The following is a 17,354-nucleotide window of genomic DNA, read 5'->3' on the forward strand; positions in this document are numbered from 1 at the left end:
CGCTTTGGTGCGCGCTTACCGCCCTGTGCTCCGCCATGGGGCCAGGCTTGAACTGGCGGGAAAATCGGCATAAAAGGCGAACTTCCGGACTGACTGGCCTGACCACCCCATGCCCTTCGCTGCCACCCGCGCCGTACCCCAATATGCCGTCGACGCCATTCGCCGGCTGATCGAGACCGAAGGCTATGCCCCCGGCGCGGCGCTCCCGGCGCAGCGTGAGCTGGCCGAGCGGCTGGGGGTGAGTCGCGCCTCCCTGCGCGAGGCGCTGTCCACCCTCAGTGCCCTGGGCCTGGTCAGCGTGCAGCCTGGACGTGGGGTCTATGTCCAGGAGACGGCGAGCACGGCGGACGGACACTGGCCCTTCGCTGGCGAGGTCGCCGCCGCCCATGTCTTCCAGCTGCGCTTTGCCCTCGAAGGCTTCGCGGCCGGTCTGGCCGCCGTTACCCTGGGCCCCGCCGACCTGGATCGCCTGGAGGTCAATCTCGCTGCCCTGCACCGGGCGCTGCGGGCCAATGAGCTGGAAGAAGCGGCCGCGCTGGACTTCGATTTCCATCGCCAGCTGCTGCTGGCCGCGGACAATCCGGCCATGCTGGCAGTGATCACCACCAGCCCCGAGCGCTTTCACGAAAGTCAGAAGCTGCCCTTCGTCCGGCCCGAGCGGGCACTGGAAACCTGGCAGGAACACCGGCGTATCCTTCGGGCCCTGAGTCGCCGCTCGCCGGCAGCGGCGCAAAAGGCCATGCGCGAACATATTCGCAATGCGGCGCTGCGCAGTGGAACCCCTTTCCCGGTGCCCGCTGTCTAACCAGCTGTCCATGATCGGCGGCGCGGTGGTCAAACGGTACTAAAAAGACCCTATCGCCGGCTCGCCGGATCGTGAGCTGCCTCTGCCATCAATGCCCGTCATAGTCACCATCAATGTTCGAATGCTTTCGAAGTGACGGCAGCAGGGCTATCATGGCCATACTTCAAGTCGCACCCGAATTCGGAGAGAGTCAATGAGCGAATACATCACCAACGTCAGCGACGCCAGCTTCGAGCAGGACGTGCTGAAGTCCGACAGCCCCGTGCTGGTCGACTACTGGGCCGAATGGTGCGGTCCGTGCAAGATGATCGCCCCGGTCCTGGACGAGATCGCCAAGGATTACCAGGGCAAGCTCAAGGTCTGCAAACTGAACATCGATGAAAACCAGGACACCCCGCCCAAGTACGGCGTGCGTGGCATCCCGACCCTGATGCTGTTCAAGAACGGCGCGGTCGAGGCCACCAAGGTCGGCGCCCTGTCCAAGTCGCAACTGGCCGCCTTCCTCGACGCTAACGTCTGAGGAATCCAGTCGAAAGCCCCGCCATGCGGGGCTTTTTTATGCCTGGACGGCTGGACGAGCACCCATGCAGGTGCTAGATTCCAGCCCACGACCCCATCAGCGGGTCGTCTTCTCATCTGCTGCAGCCGTCAGTTCTCCTCTTCAGAACGCATCCCGCGAAGCTAATCTCGCATCCGACCGCTCAGCTCGATTCCCTCCTTCGCCTCTTCTCACGTCAACATACGTCTATGAATCTGACCGAACTCAAGCAAAAGCCCATCACGGAACTGTTGGAAATGGCGGATGCCGCGGGCTTGGAAAACATGGCCCGGTCCCGCAAGCAGGACATCATCTTCGCGCTGCTCAAGAAGCATGCGAAAGGTGGCGACGAGATTTCCGGAGATGGCGTGCTGGAGATCCTGCAGGACGGCTTCGGCTTCCTGCGTAGCGCCGACTCCTCCTACCTGGCCGGTCCCGACGACATCTATGTCTCCCCCAGCCAGATCCGCCGCTTCAACCTGCGCACCGGCGATACCATCATCGGCAAGATTCGTCCGCCGAAAGAGGGCGAGCGCTACTTCGCGTTGCTCAAGGTCGACACCATCAACTTCGACCGGCCGGAAAACGCCAAGAACAAGGTGCTGTTCGAGAACCTCACGCCCCTGTTCCCCAACAAGCGCCTGACCATGGAAGCCGGCAACGGCTCCACCGAAGACCTCACCGGTCGGGTCATCGACCTCTGCGCCCCCATCGGCAAGGGTCAGCGCGGTCTGATCGTCGCGCCGCCCAAGGCCGGCAAGACCATCATGCTGCAGAACATCGCGGCCAACATCACCCGCAACAATCCCGAGTGCTACCTCATCGTGCTGCTCATCGACGAGCGTCCCGAGGAAGTGACCGAGATGCAGCGCACCGTGCGCGGTGAAGTGGTGGCCTCCACCTTCGACGAGCCGCCGACCCGCCACGTGCAGGTCGCCGACATGGTGATCGAGAAGGCCAAGCGCCTGGTCGAGCACAAGAAGGACGTGGTCATCCTGCTGGATTCCATCACCCGTCTGGCGCGGGCTTTCAACACCGTGATCCCCAGCTCCGGCAAGGTGCTCACCGGTGGTGTCGACGCCCATGCCCTGGAGAAGCCCAAGCGCTTCTTCGGCGCCGCCCGTAACATCGAAGAAGGCGGCAGCCTGACCATCATCGCCACCGCGCTGGTGGAAACCGGCTCGAAGATGGACGAGGTGATCTACGAGGAATTCAAGGGCACCGGCAACATGGAACTGCCCCTGGAGCGTCGGATCGCCGAGAAGCGCGTCTTCCCGGCCATCAACATCAACAAGTCCGGCACCCGCCGCGAAGAGCTGCTCACCGACGAGGAAGAGCTGTCGCGCATGTGGATCCTGCGCAAGATCCTGCATCCGATGGATGAGATCGCCGGCATCGAATTCCTCCTCGACAAGTTGCGTCAGACCAAGACCAACAACGAGTTCTTCGATTCGATGAAGCGCAGCAAGTAAGGCGCCGTCGCATGCAAAGGCCGGGGAAATCCCGGCCTTTCGCGTTTCTGGGCCAATGCTTTCTCGATGCGCGACTCAGGCGGTAGACTGCCAGACTTTCCCCAGCGCCAAGAGGCCGCATGCAATACCGAGATCTGCGTGACTTCATCCGCAGCCTGGAGCAGCGTGGTGAACTGAAGCGCGTGACCGCCCCGGTCTCGCCGATCCTCGAGATGACCGAAATCTGCGACCGCACCTTGCGCAAGCAGGGCCCGGCGCTGCTGTTCGAGAATCCCGTGGGCTTTTCCATGCCTGTGCTGGGTAACCTGTTCGGTACGCCCCAGCGCGTGGCGCTGGGCATGGGCGCCGAGGACGTCGGCGCCCTGCGCGAGATCGGCAAACTGCTGGCCTTCCTCAAGGAGCCCGAGCCGCCCAAGGGCCTGAAGGATGCCTGGTCGAAGCTGCCGATCTACAAGAAGGTCATCAGCATGGCGCCCAAGGTCCTCAAGGACGCTCCCTGCCAGGAGGTGATCGAAGAAGGCGAGGCGGTCGATCTAGGCAAGCTGCCGATCCAGCACTGCTGGCCGGGCGACGTGGCGCCGTTGATCACCTGGGGCCTGACCGTCACCCGCGGGCCCAACAAGGAGCGCCAGAACCTCGGTATCTATCGCCAGCAGGTCATCGGCCGCAACAAGCTGATCATGCGCTGGCTGAGCCACCGTGGCGGTGCCCTGGATTTCCGCGAGTGGTGCCAGAAGCATCCCGGCCAGCCCTATCCGGTGGCCGTGGCCCTGGGCGCGGATCCGGCCACCATCCTCGGTGCGGTCACGCCAGTGCCTGATACCCTGTCCGAATACGCCTTCGCTGGCCTTCTGCGCGGCAGTCGCAGCGAGCTGATCAAGTGCGTGGGCAACGACCTGCAGGTGCCGGCCAGCGCCGAAATCGTGCTGGAAGGGGTCATCCATCCGGGTGAGACGGCGCCGGAAGGCCCCTATGGCGACCATACCGGCTACTACAACGAGGTCGATACCTTCCCGGTCTTTACCGTGGAGCGCATCACCCGCCGGCGCGACCCCATCTATCACAGCACCTACACCGGACGACCGCCGGACGAGCCGGCCATCCTCGGCGTGGCGCTCAACGAAGTCTTCGTGCCCATCCTGCAAAAGCAGTTTCCGGAAATCGTCGACTTCTACCTGCCGCCGGAAGGCTGCTCCTACCGCATGGCGGTGGTGACCATCAAGAAGCAGTACCCGGGCCATGCCAAGCGGGTGATGCTGGGTGTCTGGTCGTTCCTGCGGCAGTTCATGTACACCAAGTTCGTGATCGTCACCGACGACGACATCAATGCCCGCGACTGGAACGATGTCATCTGGGCGGTCACCACGCGCATGGATCCCAAGCGCGACACCGTGATGATCGACAACACCCCCATCGACTACCTGGACTTCGCCTCGCCGATCTCCGGCCTGGGCTCGAAGATGGGCCTGGATGCCACCCACAAGTGGCCGGGCGAAACCACGCGTGAGTGGGGGCGGGCGATCGTCAAGGACGAAGCGGTGGTCAAACGGGTGGACGAGATGTGGTCCAGTCTCGGGATCGATTAACGGAGACGACGATGAAGGTCACCCTGCAGCCCTCGGGTGCGGTATTGGAAACCCAGCCCGGCGAAGCCATCCTGGCCGCCGCGCAGCGTCTCGGCTACAGCGGACCGCACAGCTGCCGCAACGGCAACTGCCAGCTCTGCGCCGCGCTGCTGGTGGAGGGGCAGGTCACCCAGCACGGAAAGACCGTCGATCACGGCGAGGTTTATGTCTGCGTGGCGGTACCGCTCAGCGATTGCTTGCTGCAGTGGGATGGCGTCCTGGCGCCCGGTGAGTTGCCGGTGCGTCAGCTGGCCTGTCAGGTGGTTGCCCTGGATGACGTGGGGGGTGATGTCCGCCGGGTGCGCCTGCGCGCGCCGGCCGGCCGGGCGCCGCGCTATCACGCCGGTCAGTACCTGTTGATCCAGCGCGATGACGGCAAGCAATCGGCCTTTTCCCTGGCCTCGGCGCCCCACCAGGGGCGTGAGCTGGAATTGCACGTGCTGGCCCGCGAGGCCAGCAGCCAGGCGCTGCTGGCGCAACTGGAAAGCAGGGGCATGGCCCAGGTCGAGTTGCCCTATGGCGACGCCCATCTGGCCGAATTGCCAGCTGGCCCCCTGGTGCTGATCGCCGCCGGGACCGGCATGGCCCAGATGCACAGCCTGATCGAAGACGCCCGTACCCGGGGCTTCGCTCATCCGGTGCACCTCTATTGGGGCGTGCGCACGCCGGACGACTTCTATGCCATCGAGGCCTGGGACGCCTGGGCGGAACTGCCCAATCTCACCCTGAACCGGGTGGTGAGCGAGGCCTGTGGCTGGGAAGGGCGCTGCGGTCTGTTGCACGAGGTGGTGCGCGCGGATTTCGCTGACCTGGGCGGGCTGCACGTCTATGCCAGCGGCTCACCGGCGATGGTCTATGCCACCCTGGATGCCCTGGTGGACGCCGGCATGGACGCGCACCAGATGCGCGCCGACGTCTTCGCCTACGCGCCGCGGGGGTGAGTCTATCGCGGCCATGGGCCGCTCCTACGGGTAAGCTCTACCTGTAGGAGCGGCCCATGGCCGCGATTGATCGAAAAGCACAAAGCGTTTTCGACCAGGACCCAGAGTGGATGAGGCTGTGCCGTCATCCATCCTGGGCAATCGGCGCTACTGCGCCGCCTTGGCCACCATGCCGGTGTGTCTCAGAGTCATCGCCAGGAAGACGATGGCCAGGACGCAGGAGCCGACCAGCAGCATGAAGCCACCATCCCAGCCGAAGTGGTCCACGGTGTAGCCCACCAGGGCGTTGGCCGCCACCGAACCGCCCAGATAGCCGAACAGGCCGGTGAAGCCCGCGGCGGTGCCGGCGGCCTTCTTGGGCACCAGCTCCAGCGCCTGCAGGCCGATCAGCATCACCGGGCCGTAGATCAGGAAGCCGATGGATACCAGGGCCGCCAGATCGACACCGGGATTGCCTTCCGGGTTGAGCCAATAGACCAGGGTGGCGACCAGTACGCCGAGCATGAACACCACCCCGGTGGCGCCGCGGTTACCGCGGAACAGCTTGTCCGAGAGCCAGCCGCAGAGCAGGGTCCCGGGGATGCCGGCCCATTCGTAGAAGAAGTAGGCCCAGGAGGTCTTGTCCACCGAGAAGTGCTTGGCTTCCTTGAGGTAGGTGGGGGCCCAGTCCAGCACGCCATAGCGCAGCAGATAGACGAAGACGTTGGCAAAGGCGATGTACCAGAGCAGGCGATTCTTCAGCACGTACTCGACGAAGATCTCCTTGGTGGAGAATTCGCGTTCGTGACCTTCGCTGTAGCCCTCGGGGAAGTCCTGTTTCCAGTGTTCCACCGATGGCAGGCCGCAGGACTGCGGGGTATCGCGCATGGCGATGAAGGCGAAGACCGCCACCGCCAGAGCCACCACGGCCGGGACATAGAAGGCGGCGTGCCAGTCGTTGAACCAGGCCAGGCCGAGCAGGAACAGCGGGCCGATCAGGCCGCCGCCGACGTTGTGGGCGACGTTCCACACCGAGACCACCCCGCCACGCTCCTTCTGCGACCACCAGTGCACCATGGTGCGACCGCTGGGCGGCCAGCCCATGCCCTGGAACCAGCCGTTGAGGAACAGCAGGACGAACATGATGCTGACACTGGAGGTGGCCCAGGGTGCGAATCCGAACAGCAGCATCACCAGCGCCGACATCACCAGCCCGAAGGGCAGGAAATAGCGTGGATTGGAGCGGTCCGAGACCAGCCCCATGAGGAACTTGGACAGGCCGTAGGCGATGGCCACCGCGGACAGCGCCACGCCCAGTTCACCCCGGCTGTAGCCTTGCTCCACCAGATAGGGCATGGCCAGCGAGAAGTTCTTGCGGAGCAGGTAGTAGCCGGCATAGCCGATAAAGATCCCGGCGAAGATCTGCCAGCGGAGACGGCGGTAGACGGGATCGATGCGATCGGCGGGCAGCGGCGTGCGATGGGCCGCAGGGGCGAAGATTCCAAGCATGGGAGCCTCGGTATTGTTATAGGTATTAATCGAAAGCGAACATTCCAGGTTCGTTTTCGAATATTACAATGATATTACAGCCTGCATAGGCTTTTCCGCCCTGTGGCAGTGGGTGCCCGGATTCCCCCTTGATCTGTACGGGTTGCGCGCCTAGGGTGGCGCGTCTTTGCTGCCGTTTTCACGAGTCATCATGCCTGCCTGGAAAGTCCTGTCCTCCCGCGCCCTGACCCTGATCACCACCCTGTTCGAGCGCTATCCGCGATTGATCGCCCTGGCCGGCTTCATCTCGGGGATCTGCAGCTTCCTGCTGGTGGACCGGCAGAAGGGTTTCGCCCCGGTGATGGCGGTGATCATGCTGGCGAGCTGGGTCTGGCTGATGCTGGAAAACGTGCTGCGGGGCTGGGTCAGCCGCCGTTTCGGCTGGGAATTGCCACCACCGCTGCTACGCTACGCCACCCAGTTGATCCACCAGGAAAGTCTGTTCTTCTGCCTGCCGTTCTTTGCCATCACCACGGCCTGGAACAGCGGCCAGGCGCTGTTCACCGGACTGCTTGGCGCGGCCGCCCTGGTGTCCATCATCGATCCGCTCTACTACAAGACCCTGGCGCCGCGGCGCTGGGTATTTCTCAGCTATCACACCCTGACGCTGTTCGCGGTACTGCTCACGGCGCTACCGATCATCCTGCACCTGACCACTACCCAGAGCTACGAACTGGCCCTGGGCGTCGCCGTGCTGCTGTCCTTTCCCAGTCTGGCGGTGGCCTTCCGGGTACGCCTGGGCTGGCGCTGGCTGGGGCTGCTGGGCCTGTGCCTGGCCATCGGCGCCTTTGGCTGGCTGGGGCGCGCCTGGGTGCCGCCGGCCACCCTGTGGCTGACCGACATGGGCATGAGCACCAACTTCGACAGCCTCAAGCGCCAGCCCGGCGATGCGGTGAAGAGCCTGAGCAGCGCCCAGCTGCGCGCCCAGGGGCTCTATGCCTTCACCGCCATCAACGCACCGCGTGGCCTGAACGAGCGTATCTACCATGTCTGGCGTCATGCCGGTCGGGAGGTGGATCGGATTCCCCTGGATATCAGCGGCGGTCGCGAGGCCGGTTATCGCGCCTGGACCCACAAACAGAACTTTCCCGGCGACGTGACCGGCCGTTGGCAGGTGCAAGTGGTGACGGACGTCGGCCAGGTGATCGGAACCCTCAGGTTCGAGGTGACCCCTTGAATTCCGCTGGCTATGCTGCAGCCATCCATCTCTAGAGGATTCGCCGTGAAAGCCGTCGCCGCCGTTTTGTTGTCCTTCTGCCTGGCCTTCACTGCCTGGGCGAACGAAGAGAAAAAGGAAGGGGAGGCCCCCAAGACCGAATTCTACAACCTGACTCCGGCCCTGGTCGGCAACTATGGCAGCGGGCCCAAGCTCAAGTACTACAAGGCCGACATCGCCCTGATGATGACCGGCAAGGAAGCCAAGGATAAGGTCGAGTTCCACGAGCCGCTGATCCGCAATCAGCTGGTGATGCTCTTCGCCCAGCAGACCGACGAGACCCTGGCCGGCGTGGAAGCCCGCGAAAAACTGCGCCAGGAGGCGCTCAAGCAGGTGCAGAACGTGCTCACCCAGGAGGAAGGCAAGCCCCTGGTGGAAGACCTGCTGTTCAACAACCTGATCATCCAGCCCTGAGCGCGGTCAGGCGCGGGCCGCGGCGACGATCGCCGCCCACTCCTCGGCGCAGACCGGCATCACCGACAGACGATTGCCCTTGCGCAGCAGGGCGAAGTCGGCGAGTGCCGGCAACTGGCGCAGGCGCGGTAGGCTCAGCACTCGCGGAAAGGCCTCGACGAAGGCCACCTGGCGCGCCGTCCAGGGATTGTCTGCGGCGCTGGCCTTGGGCGCATGGTAGGGGCTTTCCGGGTCGAGGGCAGTGGGGTCGGCGAAGGCTTCGCCCACGATCCGGCCGATGCCGGCGATGCCCGGTTCGGCGCAACTCGAATGATGAAAGAAGAACAGCTCGTCGGGTTTCATGGCGCGCAGGAAGTTGCGTGCCTGGTAATTGCGCACGCCGTCCCAACGCGCCTGGCCCAGGCGTTGCAAGTCGTCCAGTGAGAACTCATCGGGCTCGGATTTCAACAGCCAGCAGGCCACGGTTCGTCTCCTGACGAATGGAGGCTCGGGAGCTTCCAGGAAGGGGTCTGGTCGATTGCAAGGGGCGACCGCTTGTCGCAGAATGCCGCGCATTCCGGATGTAGTCTGATCGTACGCGCTGAGCATAACAGGGCGACGTCCTGTCCTGCCCAAAGGTGCCAGCAAGGGGGTGGCCCAGTTCGATGAAACGCAAACCTGATCTGTTGTGGGTGCTGGTCCTGATCTTTACCCTGGGCGTGGTCACCACCGGGTATACCCAGAGCTTCTGGGAGCAGCGCCAGAACCAGCAGCAATACGCTCGCTACACCAGCGACGCTCAGCCGGCGCGGGAAGTCTCTCCGGTACGCTGACCGTACCAGCCGCCATCGCTCACCACGGCCGCCATGGGCACGTCCCAGGCCGCCAGTGCCAGTCGCTCCACCTTCTGACATTCATGGGCACAGCCGATCAGCCGCGGGCTGCGCCATTGCCGCCGGCGTGCCAGATAGGCCAGGTTGCGGTCATAGAAGCCCTTGCCCATGCCCAGGCGTCCGCCCTGCGGATCGAAGCCCACCAGCGGCATCAGGATCAGCCCGAGAGCCCAGGTCGGTCGACCCAGGCGCCGATCCGGGCGTGGCTCGGCGATGCCGAAGCGATTGCGCACCCAGGATTCACCGCGGCCGACGCGCTGAAAGATCATGGCGGTGCGTGGCCAGCGGGAGAGTACCGGCAGATAGGTGGCCTTGCCGCGGCGCTGGGCTTCTTCGAGCAATGGACGCGGATCGATCTCGCCATCGCTGGGCAGGTAGAAGGCGATATGGCGGGCGCGACGAAACAGCGGATGCTGGGCAAGCTGGCGATACAGTTCGCGGGCGGCCTGGCGTTGCTGTACGGGGGTGAGGGCGCGACGTCGCTGGCGGAGAAGCTTGCGCAGCGCGGGCCTGCTGAGATCGGTAGAAGGCGGGGTGGTCATGGAAGAAATGAGCTCTCCGGAATGCCGCTGCCGGTGTAGCCCTTGAACCCTTGGTTCAAGGTGGGAGAAGTCGTAGACCTTTAGGCTTTCCGCCGTAGCGGACATGCACACCAGTCTTACGAGCAACCCCCGGGGTGTTGCTTATCGGCTCGGGGACATGACCGACTGGCGCACACACCAGAGAGTGACCTCCAGTATACGCCCCTGAGCCAGGATGCAAACCCCCGCCGATCCCCGGGTCGGCGGTCAGGCAGTGGTGTCGTGTTCGGTGATCAGGGCGCGGTCGACGCGATCCAGCAGGTCGCGGACCCGCTCGCGGGTGCTGCTGACTTCCAGGCTGACGTCGTCCTGGCGGTGCAGCAGTTCGTGGGTGATGTTGAGGGCGGCCATCACGGCCACGCGGTCGGCGCCGATGACCTTGCCGCTGGCGCGGATCTCGCGCATCTTGCCGTCCAGGTAGCGAGCGGTGCTCTCCAGGTTGGCGCGCTCGTCAGCCGGGCAGCTGATGCGATATTCCTTTTCCATTATCTGGACGGTCACGGTCTCGATGCTCATGAGTCCTGCTCCAAAGCTTTCAGGCGTAAAATCATCGCTTCGACCTTCGATCTGGCCAATTCGTTCTTTTCGATCAACTCGGCGCGCTCCTGGCGCCAGTTGCGCTCGCCCTGGCGCAGTTGTCGATTCTGCCGCTGCAATTCCTCAAGCCGCAGGAGCAGGCGCTCCACACGGTCACCGAGGGCTTCCAGATCGGCGTCGAGGGGCGTGTCGCGAGACTCGCTCATGAGGGCTACAGCTCCAGAAGGGTGCAACGAGATTGGCCGCCGGCGGGGTCAGCGCGTAGGATAAGGCTTCATTCTAGCCAGCGCCTCACCTCGACGCCATGTCCAGCTCAGCATCCGCCTACGCCGCCTTCTCCACCCTGCTCGCCGAGGCCGCTCTGCCGGTCTCGCCCGCCGAACTCCACGGTCACCTGCTCGGTCGGGTCTGTGGCGGCGCGGGCTTCGACGAGAACGACTGGCTGGCCGCGGCCAGCGAGCTGCTCGGTGGCGCGCCGGGCGAACGTCTGCAGGCGGCGCTCTCGGGGCTGCTGGGCATGGTGCAACAGGAATTCGCCGGCCAGCAGGTGGCCCTGGTACTAATGCTGCCACCGGACGAATTCTCCCTGGTCGAGCGCACCGCCGCCCTGGGCGAGTGGTGCCAGGGCTTTCTGGCCGGCTTCGGCCTGTCCGGGCGCACGGGCGAAGTCTCCGGCGAGGCGCGCGAGGTGCTCGAAGACCTGGCAGCCATCGCGCAGATCCAGGAGCCCGCCGAGGAAGGCGAAGAGGGTGAGAACGACTTCATGGAAGTCACCGAATACCTGCGCGTGGCCCCGCTGCTGCTCTATGGCGAGTACGGCCGCGGCCCCCTCCCCGAACCTGCGCCCGTGGTGCACTGAGCGGCCATGCCGCGAATCCACAAGGCCGAATTCGCCCGCCGCCGCCGCGCCCTGATGGCCGAGATCGGCCACGGCGGCATCGCCCTGCTGCCCGCTGCGCCGGTGTGCCTGCGCAACCGCGACATCGAGCAGCCCTATCGCCAGGACAGCGATTTCCAGTACCTCACTGGCTTTCCCGAACCCGAGGCCCTGGCCGTGCTGATTCCCGGCCGTGCCCATGGTGAATACCTGCTGTTCTGCCGCGAGCGGGATCTGGAGATGGAACGCTGGGAGGGCCGGCGCGCGGGTCAGGAAGGGGCGCTGGCCGACTATGGCGCGGACGACGCCTTTCCCATCGGCGATCTGGACGACATCCTGCCCGGCCTGCTGGAAGGCCGCGAGCGGGTCTACTACGCCATGGGTGCCCATCCGGAATTCGAGCGGCAACTGCTCAACTGGATCGAACTGATCCGCGCCAAGGCCGATCAGGGCGCTTCGCCGCCGCGGGAGCTGCTGGCGCTGGATACCCTGCTGCACGACAGCCGACTGTACAAGTCGGCCGCCGAGGTGCGCCTGCTCAAGGCCGCCGCCGAGCTGACCTGCGCCGCCCACCTGCGCGCCATGCAGGCCTGCCGGCCGGGGCTGCGCGAGTATCACCTGGAGGCGGAGCTGGACTACTGTTTTCGCCAGGGTGGCGCACGGCTGGCGGCCTATGGCTCCATCGTCGCCGCGGGGGCCAACGCCTGCGTGATGCATTACCAGGCCAACGACGCACCCCTGCGCGACGGCGACCTGGTGCTGATCGACGCCGGCTGCGAACTGGAGTGCTATGCCAGCGACGTAACCCGTACCTTTCCCGTCAATGGCCGCTTCTCGCCCGAGCAGCGGCAGCTGTACGACATCGTGCTGGCGGCCAACCAGACCGCCATCGCCTGCGTGGCACCCGGGCGGCACTGGAACGAACCCCATGAGGCCACGGTCAGGGTGATCACCGAAGGGCTGTTGGCCCTGGGCCTGCTCCAGGGCCAACTGGACGACCTGATCGAGGCGGGCGCCTGTCGCGAGTTCTACATGCACCGCGCCGGTCACTGGCTGGGGCTGGATGTCCATGACGTGGGTGAATATCGCATCGGCGACCAGTGGCGGATGCTGGAGCCGGGTATGGTGCTGACCGTGGAGCCCGGACTCTATATCCCGCCGGACGCCGAGGTGCCGCGCAAATGGCGTGGCCTGGGCATCCGCATCGAGGACGAGGTGCTGGTGACGCGCAGTGGTTGCGAGGTGCTGACCGCCGGCCTGCCCAAGGCGGCTGCGGAGATCGAAGGCTTGATGGCGGCCGCGCGCGACCGCCGGGAGAACGCTCATGCAACGTCCTGATATCGCCATCATCGGCGGCGGTCTGGTGGGTGCCAGCCTGGCCCTGGCCCTGCAGGCCGGCGCCAAGGCGCGCGGCTGGCGCATCCTGCTGGTGGAACCCTTCGCCCCCGGCGATACCTATCAGCCCAGCTACGACGCCCGCTCCTCGGCGCTGTCCTATGGTTCACGGCTGATCTACCAGCGTCTCGGCGTGTGGGAGGCTCTGGCCGAACATGCCGAGGCGATCCAAGAGATCCAGGTCTCCGACCAGGGCCGCTTCGGCGTGACCCAGTTGCTCGCCCGTGACGAGAATCTGCCGGCGCTGGGCTATGTGGTGGAGAACGCCTGGATCGGCCAGGTGCTCTGGCAGGCGCTGGATCGCGAGGTGGTGGACTGGCGCTGCCCGGCCGAGGTGCGCACGCTCACCGCCATACCCGATGGCTATCGTCTGGAACTGGATGATGGCGACGTCCTCGAATGCGGCCTGGCGGTACTGGCCGACGGTGGGCGTTCGGCGCTGCGCGAATCCCTCGGCATCGAGGTGCGCCGCACGGTCTACGAGCAGACCGCGTTGATCGCCAACGTCTCGACCAATCTGGGGCATGGGGGTCGCGCCTTCGAGCGCTTCACGCCCCATGGTCCCCTGGCGCTGCTGCCCCTGCCGGGCCAGCGCAGCGCCCTGGTCTGGACCCAGCCGGATGCCGAGGCATTGCGGTTGCAACAGGCGACCGATGCCGTCTTTCTCGCCGAATTGCAGCAGGCGGTGGGCTATCGCCTGGGCAGCTTCACCCAGGTGGGCACCCGTCACGCCTATCCGCTGACCCTGCTGGAGGCTAACGAACAGGTCCGCCCGCATCTGGTGGTGCTGGGCAACGCCGCCCACAGCCTGCACCCTATCGCCGGCCAAGGCTTCAATCTGTCTCTGCGCGACGTGGACAGCCTGGCCGAGTGCCTGCTGGAAAGCGGCGCGGCGCCCGGTGATTTCGCCACCTTGCAGGACTATCTGCAGCGCCAGCGTCTGGATCAGCAGCTGACCATCGGCTTTTCCGATCGTATCACCCGGCTGTTTTCCAACAGTCGGCCCTGGCTCAGTGCCGGACGCAACCTGGGCCTGGTCGGCCTGGAGCTGTGCCCACCGGCCAAGAGTGCCTTCGCCCGCCAGGCCATGGGCCTGGGTACCCGTCCCTGACCTGCGAGGAGAAACGAGCATGCTGACCCATGCGGATCTGGTGATCGTCGGTGCCGGCATGGTCGGCAGCGGCCTGGCCCTGGCGCTGGCCGACAGCGGCCTGTCGGTGGTGCTGCTCGACCGCGGCCCACTCACGCCGGGCGCGGTCGAAAGCGACCTGCCCTTCGAGCCCCGGGTCAGCGCCCTGTCGCTGGCCAGCCAGCGCATCCTGCAGCGCCTGGGTGCCTGGGACGGCATCCTCGCGCGCCGCGTCAGTCCCTACCAGGCGATGCACGTCTGGGACGGCTCCGGCACCGGCGCCGTGCATTTCGATGCCGCCAGCGTGCACGCCGAGGTGCTCGGCCATATCGTCGAGAATCGCGTGGTGCAGGACGCCCTGCTCGAACGCCTGGCCGAGGCCAACGTCCTGCTCCTGCCGGAGGCGCGCCTGGAGTTGCTGCGTCGCTCCGGCGACCAGTGGCTGGTGCAATTGGCCGGCGATCGTCAGATCCGCGCCCCGCTGGTGGTGGCCGCCGATGGCGCCACCTCCGCCGTGCGTCGCCTGGCCGGGCTGGAAACCCGCGAGTGGGACTATCTGCACCATGCCATCGTCACCAGCGTGCGCTGTGCCGAATCGCACCAGCGCACCGCCTGGCAGAGATTCACCGACGACGGCCCGCTGGCCTTCCTGCCGCTGGACCGCGGTGGCGATACCCGCTGGTGCTCCATCGTCTGGTCCTGCACGCCCAAGCAGGGCGAGCGGCTGATGGCCTTGGACGACACGGCCTTCTGCCAGGCCCTGGGCGAGGCTTTCGAGCATCGCCTGGGCAAGGTGGAGTGCAGCGACACGCGACTGTGCATCCCGCTGCGCCAGCGCCATGCCAAGCGCTATGTGGAGCCTGGCCTGGCCTTGATCGGCGATGCCGCCCATGTCATCCATCCGCTGGCCGGGCAGGGCGTCAACCTGGGCTTTCTCGACGCCGCGGTGCTGGCCGAGGAATTGCGTCATGCCCAGGCGCGCGGTGAATCCATCGCCGAACAGCGGGTGCTGGAACGCTACGAGCGCCGCCGCATGCCGCACAACCTGGCGATGATGGCGGCGATGGAAGGCTTCCAGCGCCTGTTCCAGGACGACCGCCTGCCGCTACGCTGGCTGCGCAACGCCGCGCTCAAGCAGGTCGATCGCCACTTCGAGGCCAAGGCGCTGTTCGTGCGCCGCGCCCTGGGCCTGTCGGGCGATGTGCCGGAGCTGGCCAGGGTCGTGGTCTGACGGCTCAGGCGTCGCCCAAGGAGCCGGCCAGCTCCAGCACCTGCTGCCTCCAGGCGGCCTCACGGGGCAGGGCGAGGAAGTGCGGATTGAGGAAGGACTCGCGCATCTCGTAGGTGAGGGGCTGACCGTCCAGGGTCAGGACCTCGCCGCCGGCGCCTTCCAGCACGCCTTGGGCGGCGGCAGTGTCCCACTGAGAAGTGGGGGCGAGCCGCGGATAGAAATCGGCCAGCCCCTCGGCTAGCAGGCAGAACTTCAGCGAGCTGCCGACGCTGACCAGCTTGGGTTCGCCGAGGGTGTTGCCCAGCTCCTCCAGCAGCCGTTGCTGCGCCGGACTGCCATGGCGGCGGCTGGCGACCACGGTAAAGGCGTCTTCCGGCTGATTGCGCACGCCGATCTCGACGCCGTCTTCACCCTGGATGCGGAAGGCGCCCAGTTCACGACCGCCGCTGAAGCAGACATCCCGGGTGGGGATGCCGACCACGCCGAAGATCACCTGGCCGCGTTCGACCAGGGCCACGTTGACGGTGAATTCCTCGCTGCCGTCGATGAATTCCTTGGTGCCGTCCAGGGGATCGACCACCCACCAGACGTCCCAGGCGCTACGCGCCGCGAAGGGGATGTCACAGGCTTCTTCCGATAGCACCGGCACGTCCGGGGTCAGCCGGGCGAGGCCGTCCGCCAGCACCCGGTGGGCGGCGAGGTCGGCGGCGGTCACCGGCGAGTCGTCGCTCTTCTGCCGCACCGCCACGCCCTGGCGCCAGTGGGGCAGGATGGCCGCGCCGGCCTGGCGCACCAGGTCGATGACGTTGAGTACCAGCGGAGCGGTAATGGAAACGGGCGCCATCATGCCGGCAGTTCTCCGCGTTGGGTGAGCAGGTCGCGCACCAAGTAGAGGGCGGCCAGGGCGCGGCCTTCGGAGAAGCGCGGATTCTGCACCAGCTGCGACAGCTCGCGCAGGTCGACGCTGCTGACTTCGAGTGGCTCGGGTTCATCGCCCGGCAGGCGCTCCGGATAGAGGTCGCGGGCCAGCACCACATGGATGCGCTGACTCATGTAGCCGGGGCTCAGCGACAGCGCGGTGAGGTATTCCAGCTGGTTGGCACCGAAACCCGCCTCTTCCTTGAGTTCGCGATTGGCGGCGTCAAGGATATCTTCGCCCGGCTCCACCAGACCCTTGGGCAGCGACAGTTCGTAGTTTTCCACGCCGCCGCAGTATTCCTCGATGAGCAGGGCGCGGGTGGCGTCCTGCAGGGCCACCACCATCACCGCGCCGTGACCGGTGCCCTTGTTGGCCAGGCGCTCGTAGGTGCGCTCCTCGCCGTTGGCGAAGCGCAACTGCATCTCCTCGACGGTGAACAGACGGCTCTTGGCCACGATCTGTCGGGCGAGAACAGTGGGTTTCTGGCGCATGGACGGCTCCTGGGCTGGGCGGACGGGTATGATAACCCGCCTGTTACATGATCCGGAGTCACCATGACCCCTCTCGACTGGAGCCGTATCGATACCGTGTTGCTGGACATGGACGGCACCCTGCTCGATCTGCATTTCGACAACCATTTCTGGCTGGAGTATCTGCCGCAGCGCTATGCCGAGCGCCACGGCCAGTCCCTGGCGCTGGCCAAGGCCGAGCTGGAGCCGCTGTTTTTCAGCCACCAGGGCAAGCTGACCTGGTATTGCCTGGACTTCTGGAGCGCCGAGCTGGGCTTTTCCATGCGCGAACTCAAGGAGGAGATCGCTCACCTGATCGCCCTGCGTCCGGATGCCGATACCTTCCTGGCCGCCCTGCAGCGCGCCGGCAAGCGCGTGGCGCTGATCACCAACGCCCATCGCGATTCCCTGTCGCTGAAGCTGGAGCGCATCGAACTGGCGCCCTATTTCGACCGGCTGATCAGTTCCCACGACTATGGCTTCCCCAAGGAAGAACAGCAGTTCTGGCACGCCCTGCAGGCCGACTTCGCCTTCGATCCGGCGCGTACCCTGTTCATCGACGACAACCTGCCGATCCTGCGCAGCGCCCGCGACTACGGGGTTGCCCACCTGCTGGCGATCCACGAGCCGGACAGCCGCCGCGGGCCCAAGGACAGCGAGGAGTTCGAGGCGGTGCGCGATTATCGGGAAATACTGCCCGCTTGAAGAAAGACCCTCACCCCAACCCTCTCCCATGGGGAGAGGGGGTAAAGCAGGCGAGAGCGGA

General features: G+C 65.7%; 20 protein-coding genes and 1 other RNA gene. 13 read left to right on the top strand and 8 right to left on the bottom strand.

Going from position 1 to position 17,354, the window contains the following annotated elements; all coding sequences use genetic code 11:
- Positions 1-109: 109 nt before the first annotated feature.
- The 5 genes from C722_RS0104785 (at position 110) to C722_RS0104805 (ending at position 5,381) form a co-directional block, all read left to right on the top strand.
- Entirely contained in the window at positions 110-805 is a 696-nt protein-coding gene (locus C722_RS0104785; RefSeq protein WP_017639416.1) for a FadR/GntR family transcriptional regulator, read from the top strand.
- A gap of 193 nt (positions 806-998) precedes the next feature.
- Positions 999-1,325, top strand: coding sequence for a thioredoxin TrxA (gene trxA, locus C722_RS0104790; RefSeq protein WP_017639417.1), 327 nt, complete (start codon positions 999-1,001; stop codon positions 1,323-1,325).
- A 227-nt stretch (positions 1,326-1,552) separates the two neighbouring features.
- Positions 1,553-2,815, top strand: coding sequence for a transcription termination factor Rho (gene rho, locus C722_RS0104795; protein WP_017639418.1), 1,263 nt, complete (start codon positions 1,553-1,555; stop codon positions 2,813-2,815).
- A 119-nt stretch (positions 2,816-2,934) separates the two neighbouring features.
- The gene (gene ubiD, locus C722_RS0104800) at positions 2,935-4,401 is read left to right on the top strand and encodes a 4-hydroxy-3-polyprenylbenzoate decarboxylase (RefSeq protein WP_017639419.1); all 1,467 of its coding nucleotides are present in this window, start codon (positions 2,935-2,937) and stop codon (positions 4,399-4,401) included.
- An 11-nt stretch (positions 4,402-4,412) separates the two neighbouring features.
- Positions 4,413-5,381: a CDP-6-deoxy-delta-3,4-glucoseen reductase gene (locus C722_RS0104805; protein WP_017639420.1), complete on the top strand. Its 969-nt coding sequence runs from the start codon at positions 4,413-4,415 to the stop codon at positions 5,379-5,381.
- Positions 5,382-5,528: 147 nt separating this feature from the next.
- Here C722_RS0104805 and glpT read toward each other — a convergent pair whose 3' ends face one another.
- Positions 5,529-6,869: a glycerol-3-phosphate transporter gene (glpT, locus tag C722_RS0104810; protein WP_017639421.1), complete on the bottom strand. Its 1,341-nt coding sequence runs from the start codon at positions 6,867-6,869 to the stop codon at positions 5,529-5,531.
- Between the two features lie 190 nt (positions 6,870-7,059).
- On the opposite strand from glpT, the gene C722_RS0104815 reads away from it, so the two are divergent.
- On the top strand, positions 7,060-8,085 hold the full coding sequence (locus C722_RS0104815; protein WP_017639422.1) for a DUF5924 family protein: 1,026 nt from the start codon (positions 7,060-7,062) through the stop codon (positions 8,083-8,085).
- Between the two features lie 45 nt (positions 8,086-8,130).
- Positions 8,131-8,538, top strand: a complete 408-nt coding sequence (locus tag C722_RS0104820; protein ID WP_017639423.1) for a flagellar basal body-associated protein FliL — start codon at positions 8,131-8,133, stop codon at positions 8,536-8,538.
- Between the two features lie 6 nt (positions 8,539-8,544).
- On the opposite strand, the gene C722_RS0104825 is transcribed toward C722_RS0104820, so the two are convergent.
- Positions 8,545-9,000, bottom strand: a complete 456-nt coding sequence (locus C722_RS0104825; protein ID WP_017639424.1) for an EVE domain-containing protein — start codon at positions 8,998-9,000, stop codon at positions 8,545-8,547.
- Between the two features lie 182 nt (positions 9,001-9,182).
- Here C722_RS0104825 and C722_RS26405 point away from each other — a divergent pair, with 182 nt between their 5' ends.
- Positions 9,183-9,350, top strand: coding sequence for a hypothetical protein (locus tag C722_RS26405; protein WP_017639425.1), 168 nt, complete (start codon positions 9,183-9,185; stop codon positions 9,348-9,350).
- On the opposite strand, the gene C722_RS0104835 is transcribed toward C722_RS26405, so the two are convergent.
- From C722_RS0104835 to C722_RS0104845, 4 genes are all read right to left on the bottom strand, one after another.
- Positions 9,317-9,952, bottom strand: a complete 636-nt coding sequence (locus C722_RS0104835; RefSeq protein ID WP_017639426.1) for a 5-formyltetrahydrofolate cyclo-ligase — start codon at positions 9,950-9,952, stop codon at positions 9,317-9,319. The two genes, C722_RS26405 and C722_RS0104835, sit on opposite strands and share 34 nt — an antisense overlap.
- A gap of 9 nt (positions 9,953-9,961) precedes the next feature.
- A non-coding RNA gene (gene ssrS / locus C722_RS25655) (6S RNA) lies at positions 9,962-10,139 on the bottom strand.
- 59 nt (positions 10,140-10,198) lie between these two features.
- On the bottom strand, positions 10,199-10,507 hold the full coding sequence (locus C722_RS0104840; RefSeq protein ID WP_017639427.1) for a cell division protein ZapA: 309 nt from the start codon (positions 10,505-10,507) through the stop codon (positions 10,199-10,201).
- Positions 10,504-10,734 carry a TIGR02449 family protein gene (locus tag C722_RS0104845; RefSeq protein ID WP_017639428.1) on the bottom strand — a complete coding sequence of 77 codons (231 nt, stop codon included), beginning with the start codon at positions 10,732-10,734 and terminating at the stop codon, positions 10,504-10,506. The genes C722_RS0104840 and C722_RS0104845 overlap by 4 nt, the downstream gene beginning before the upstream one ends.
- A gap of 98 nt (positions 10,735-10,832) precedes the next feature.
- On the opposite strand from C722_RS0104845, the gene C722_RS0104850 reads away from it, so the two are divergent.
- Genes C722_RS0104850 through C722_RS0104865 form a run of 4 tightly spaced genes read left to right on the top strand, consistent with a single transcriptional unit; the run spans position 10,833 to position 15,160 of the window.
- Entirely contained in the window at positions 10,833-11,387 is a 555-nt protein-coding gene (locus C722_RS0104850) for a UPF0149 family protein (RefSeq protein ID WP_017639429.1), read from the top strand.
- A gap of 6 nt (positions 11,388-11,393) precedes the next feature.
- A complete protein-coding gene (pepP, locus tag C722_RS0104855) occupies positions 11,394-12,743 on the top strand; it encodes a Xaa-Pro aminopeptidase (protein ID WP_017639430.1) in 1,350 nt (449 codons plus the stop codon).
- Positions 12,730-13,911, top strand: a complete 1,182-nt coding sequence (ubiH, locus tag C722_RS0104860) for a 2-octaprenyl-6-methoxyphenyl hydroxylase (RefSeq protein WP_017639431.1) — start codon at positions 12,730-12,732, stop codon at positions 13,909-13,911. The genes pepP and ubiH overlap by 14 nt, the downstream gene beginning before the upstream one ends.
- A 19-nt stretch (positions 13,912-13,930) precedes the next feature.
- A complete protein-coding gene (locus C722_RS0104865; protein ID WP_017639432.1) occupies positions 13,931-15,160 on the top strand; it encodes a 2-octaprenyl-3-methyl-6-methoxy-1,4-benzoquinol hydroxylase in 1,230 nt (409 codons plus the stop codon).
- Positions 15,161-15,164: 4 nt separating this feature from the next.
- On the opposite strand, the gene cysQ is transcribed toward C722_RS0104865, so the two are convergent.
- Together cysQ and nudE are read right to left on the bottom strand one after the other, a co-directional pair.
- Positions 15,165-16,007, bottom strand: a complete 843-nt coding sequence (cysQ, locus tag C722_RS0104870; RefSeq protein WP_017639433.1) for a 3'(2'),5'-bisphosphate nucleotidase CysQ — start codon at positions 16,005-16,007, stop codon at positions 15,165-15,167.
- On the bottom strand, positions 16,004-16,570 hold the full coding sequence (nudE, locus tag C722_RS0104875) for an ADP compounds hydrolase NudE (protein ID WP_017639434.1): 567 nt from the start codon (positions 16,568-16,570) through the stop codon (positions 16,004-16,006). The genes cysQ and nudE overlap by 4 nt, the downstream gene beginning before the upstream one ends.
- 63 nt (positions 16,571-16,633) lie before the next feature.
- On the opposite strand from nudE, the gene yrfG reads away from it, so the two are divergent.
- Positions 16,634-17,293, top strand: a complete 660-nt coding sequence (gene yrfG, locus C722_RS0104880) for a GMP/IMP nucleotidase (RefSeq protein WP_017639435.1) — start codon at positions 16,634-16,636, stop codon at positions 17,291-17,293.
- Positions 17,294-17,354 lie beyond the last annotated feature (61 nt).

Source organism: Pseudomonas sp. 313, assembly GCF_000316965.1.
Classification (GTDB): domain Bacteria; phylum Pseudomonadota; class Gammaproteobacteria; order Pseudomonadales; family Pseudomonadaceae; genus Chryseomonas; species Chryseomonas benzopyrenica.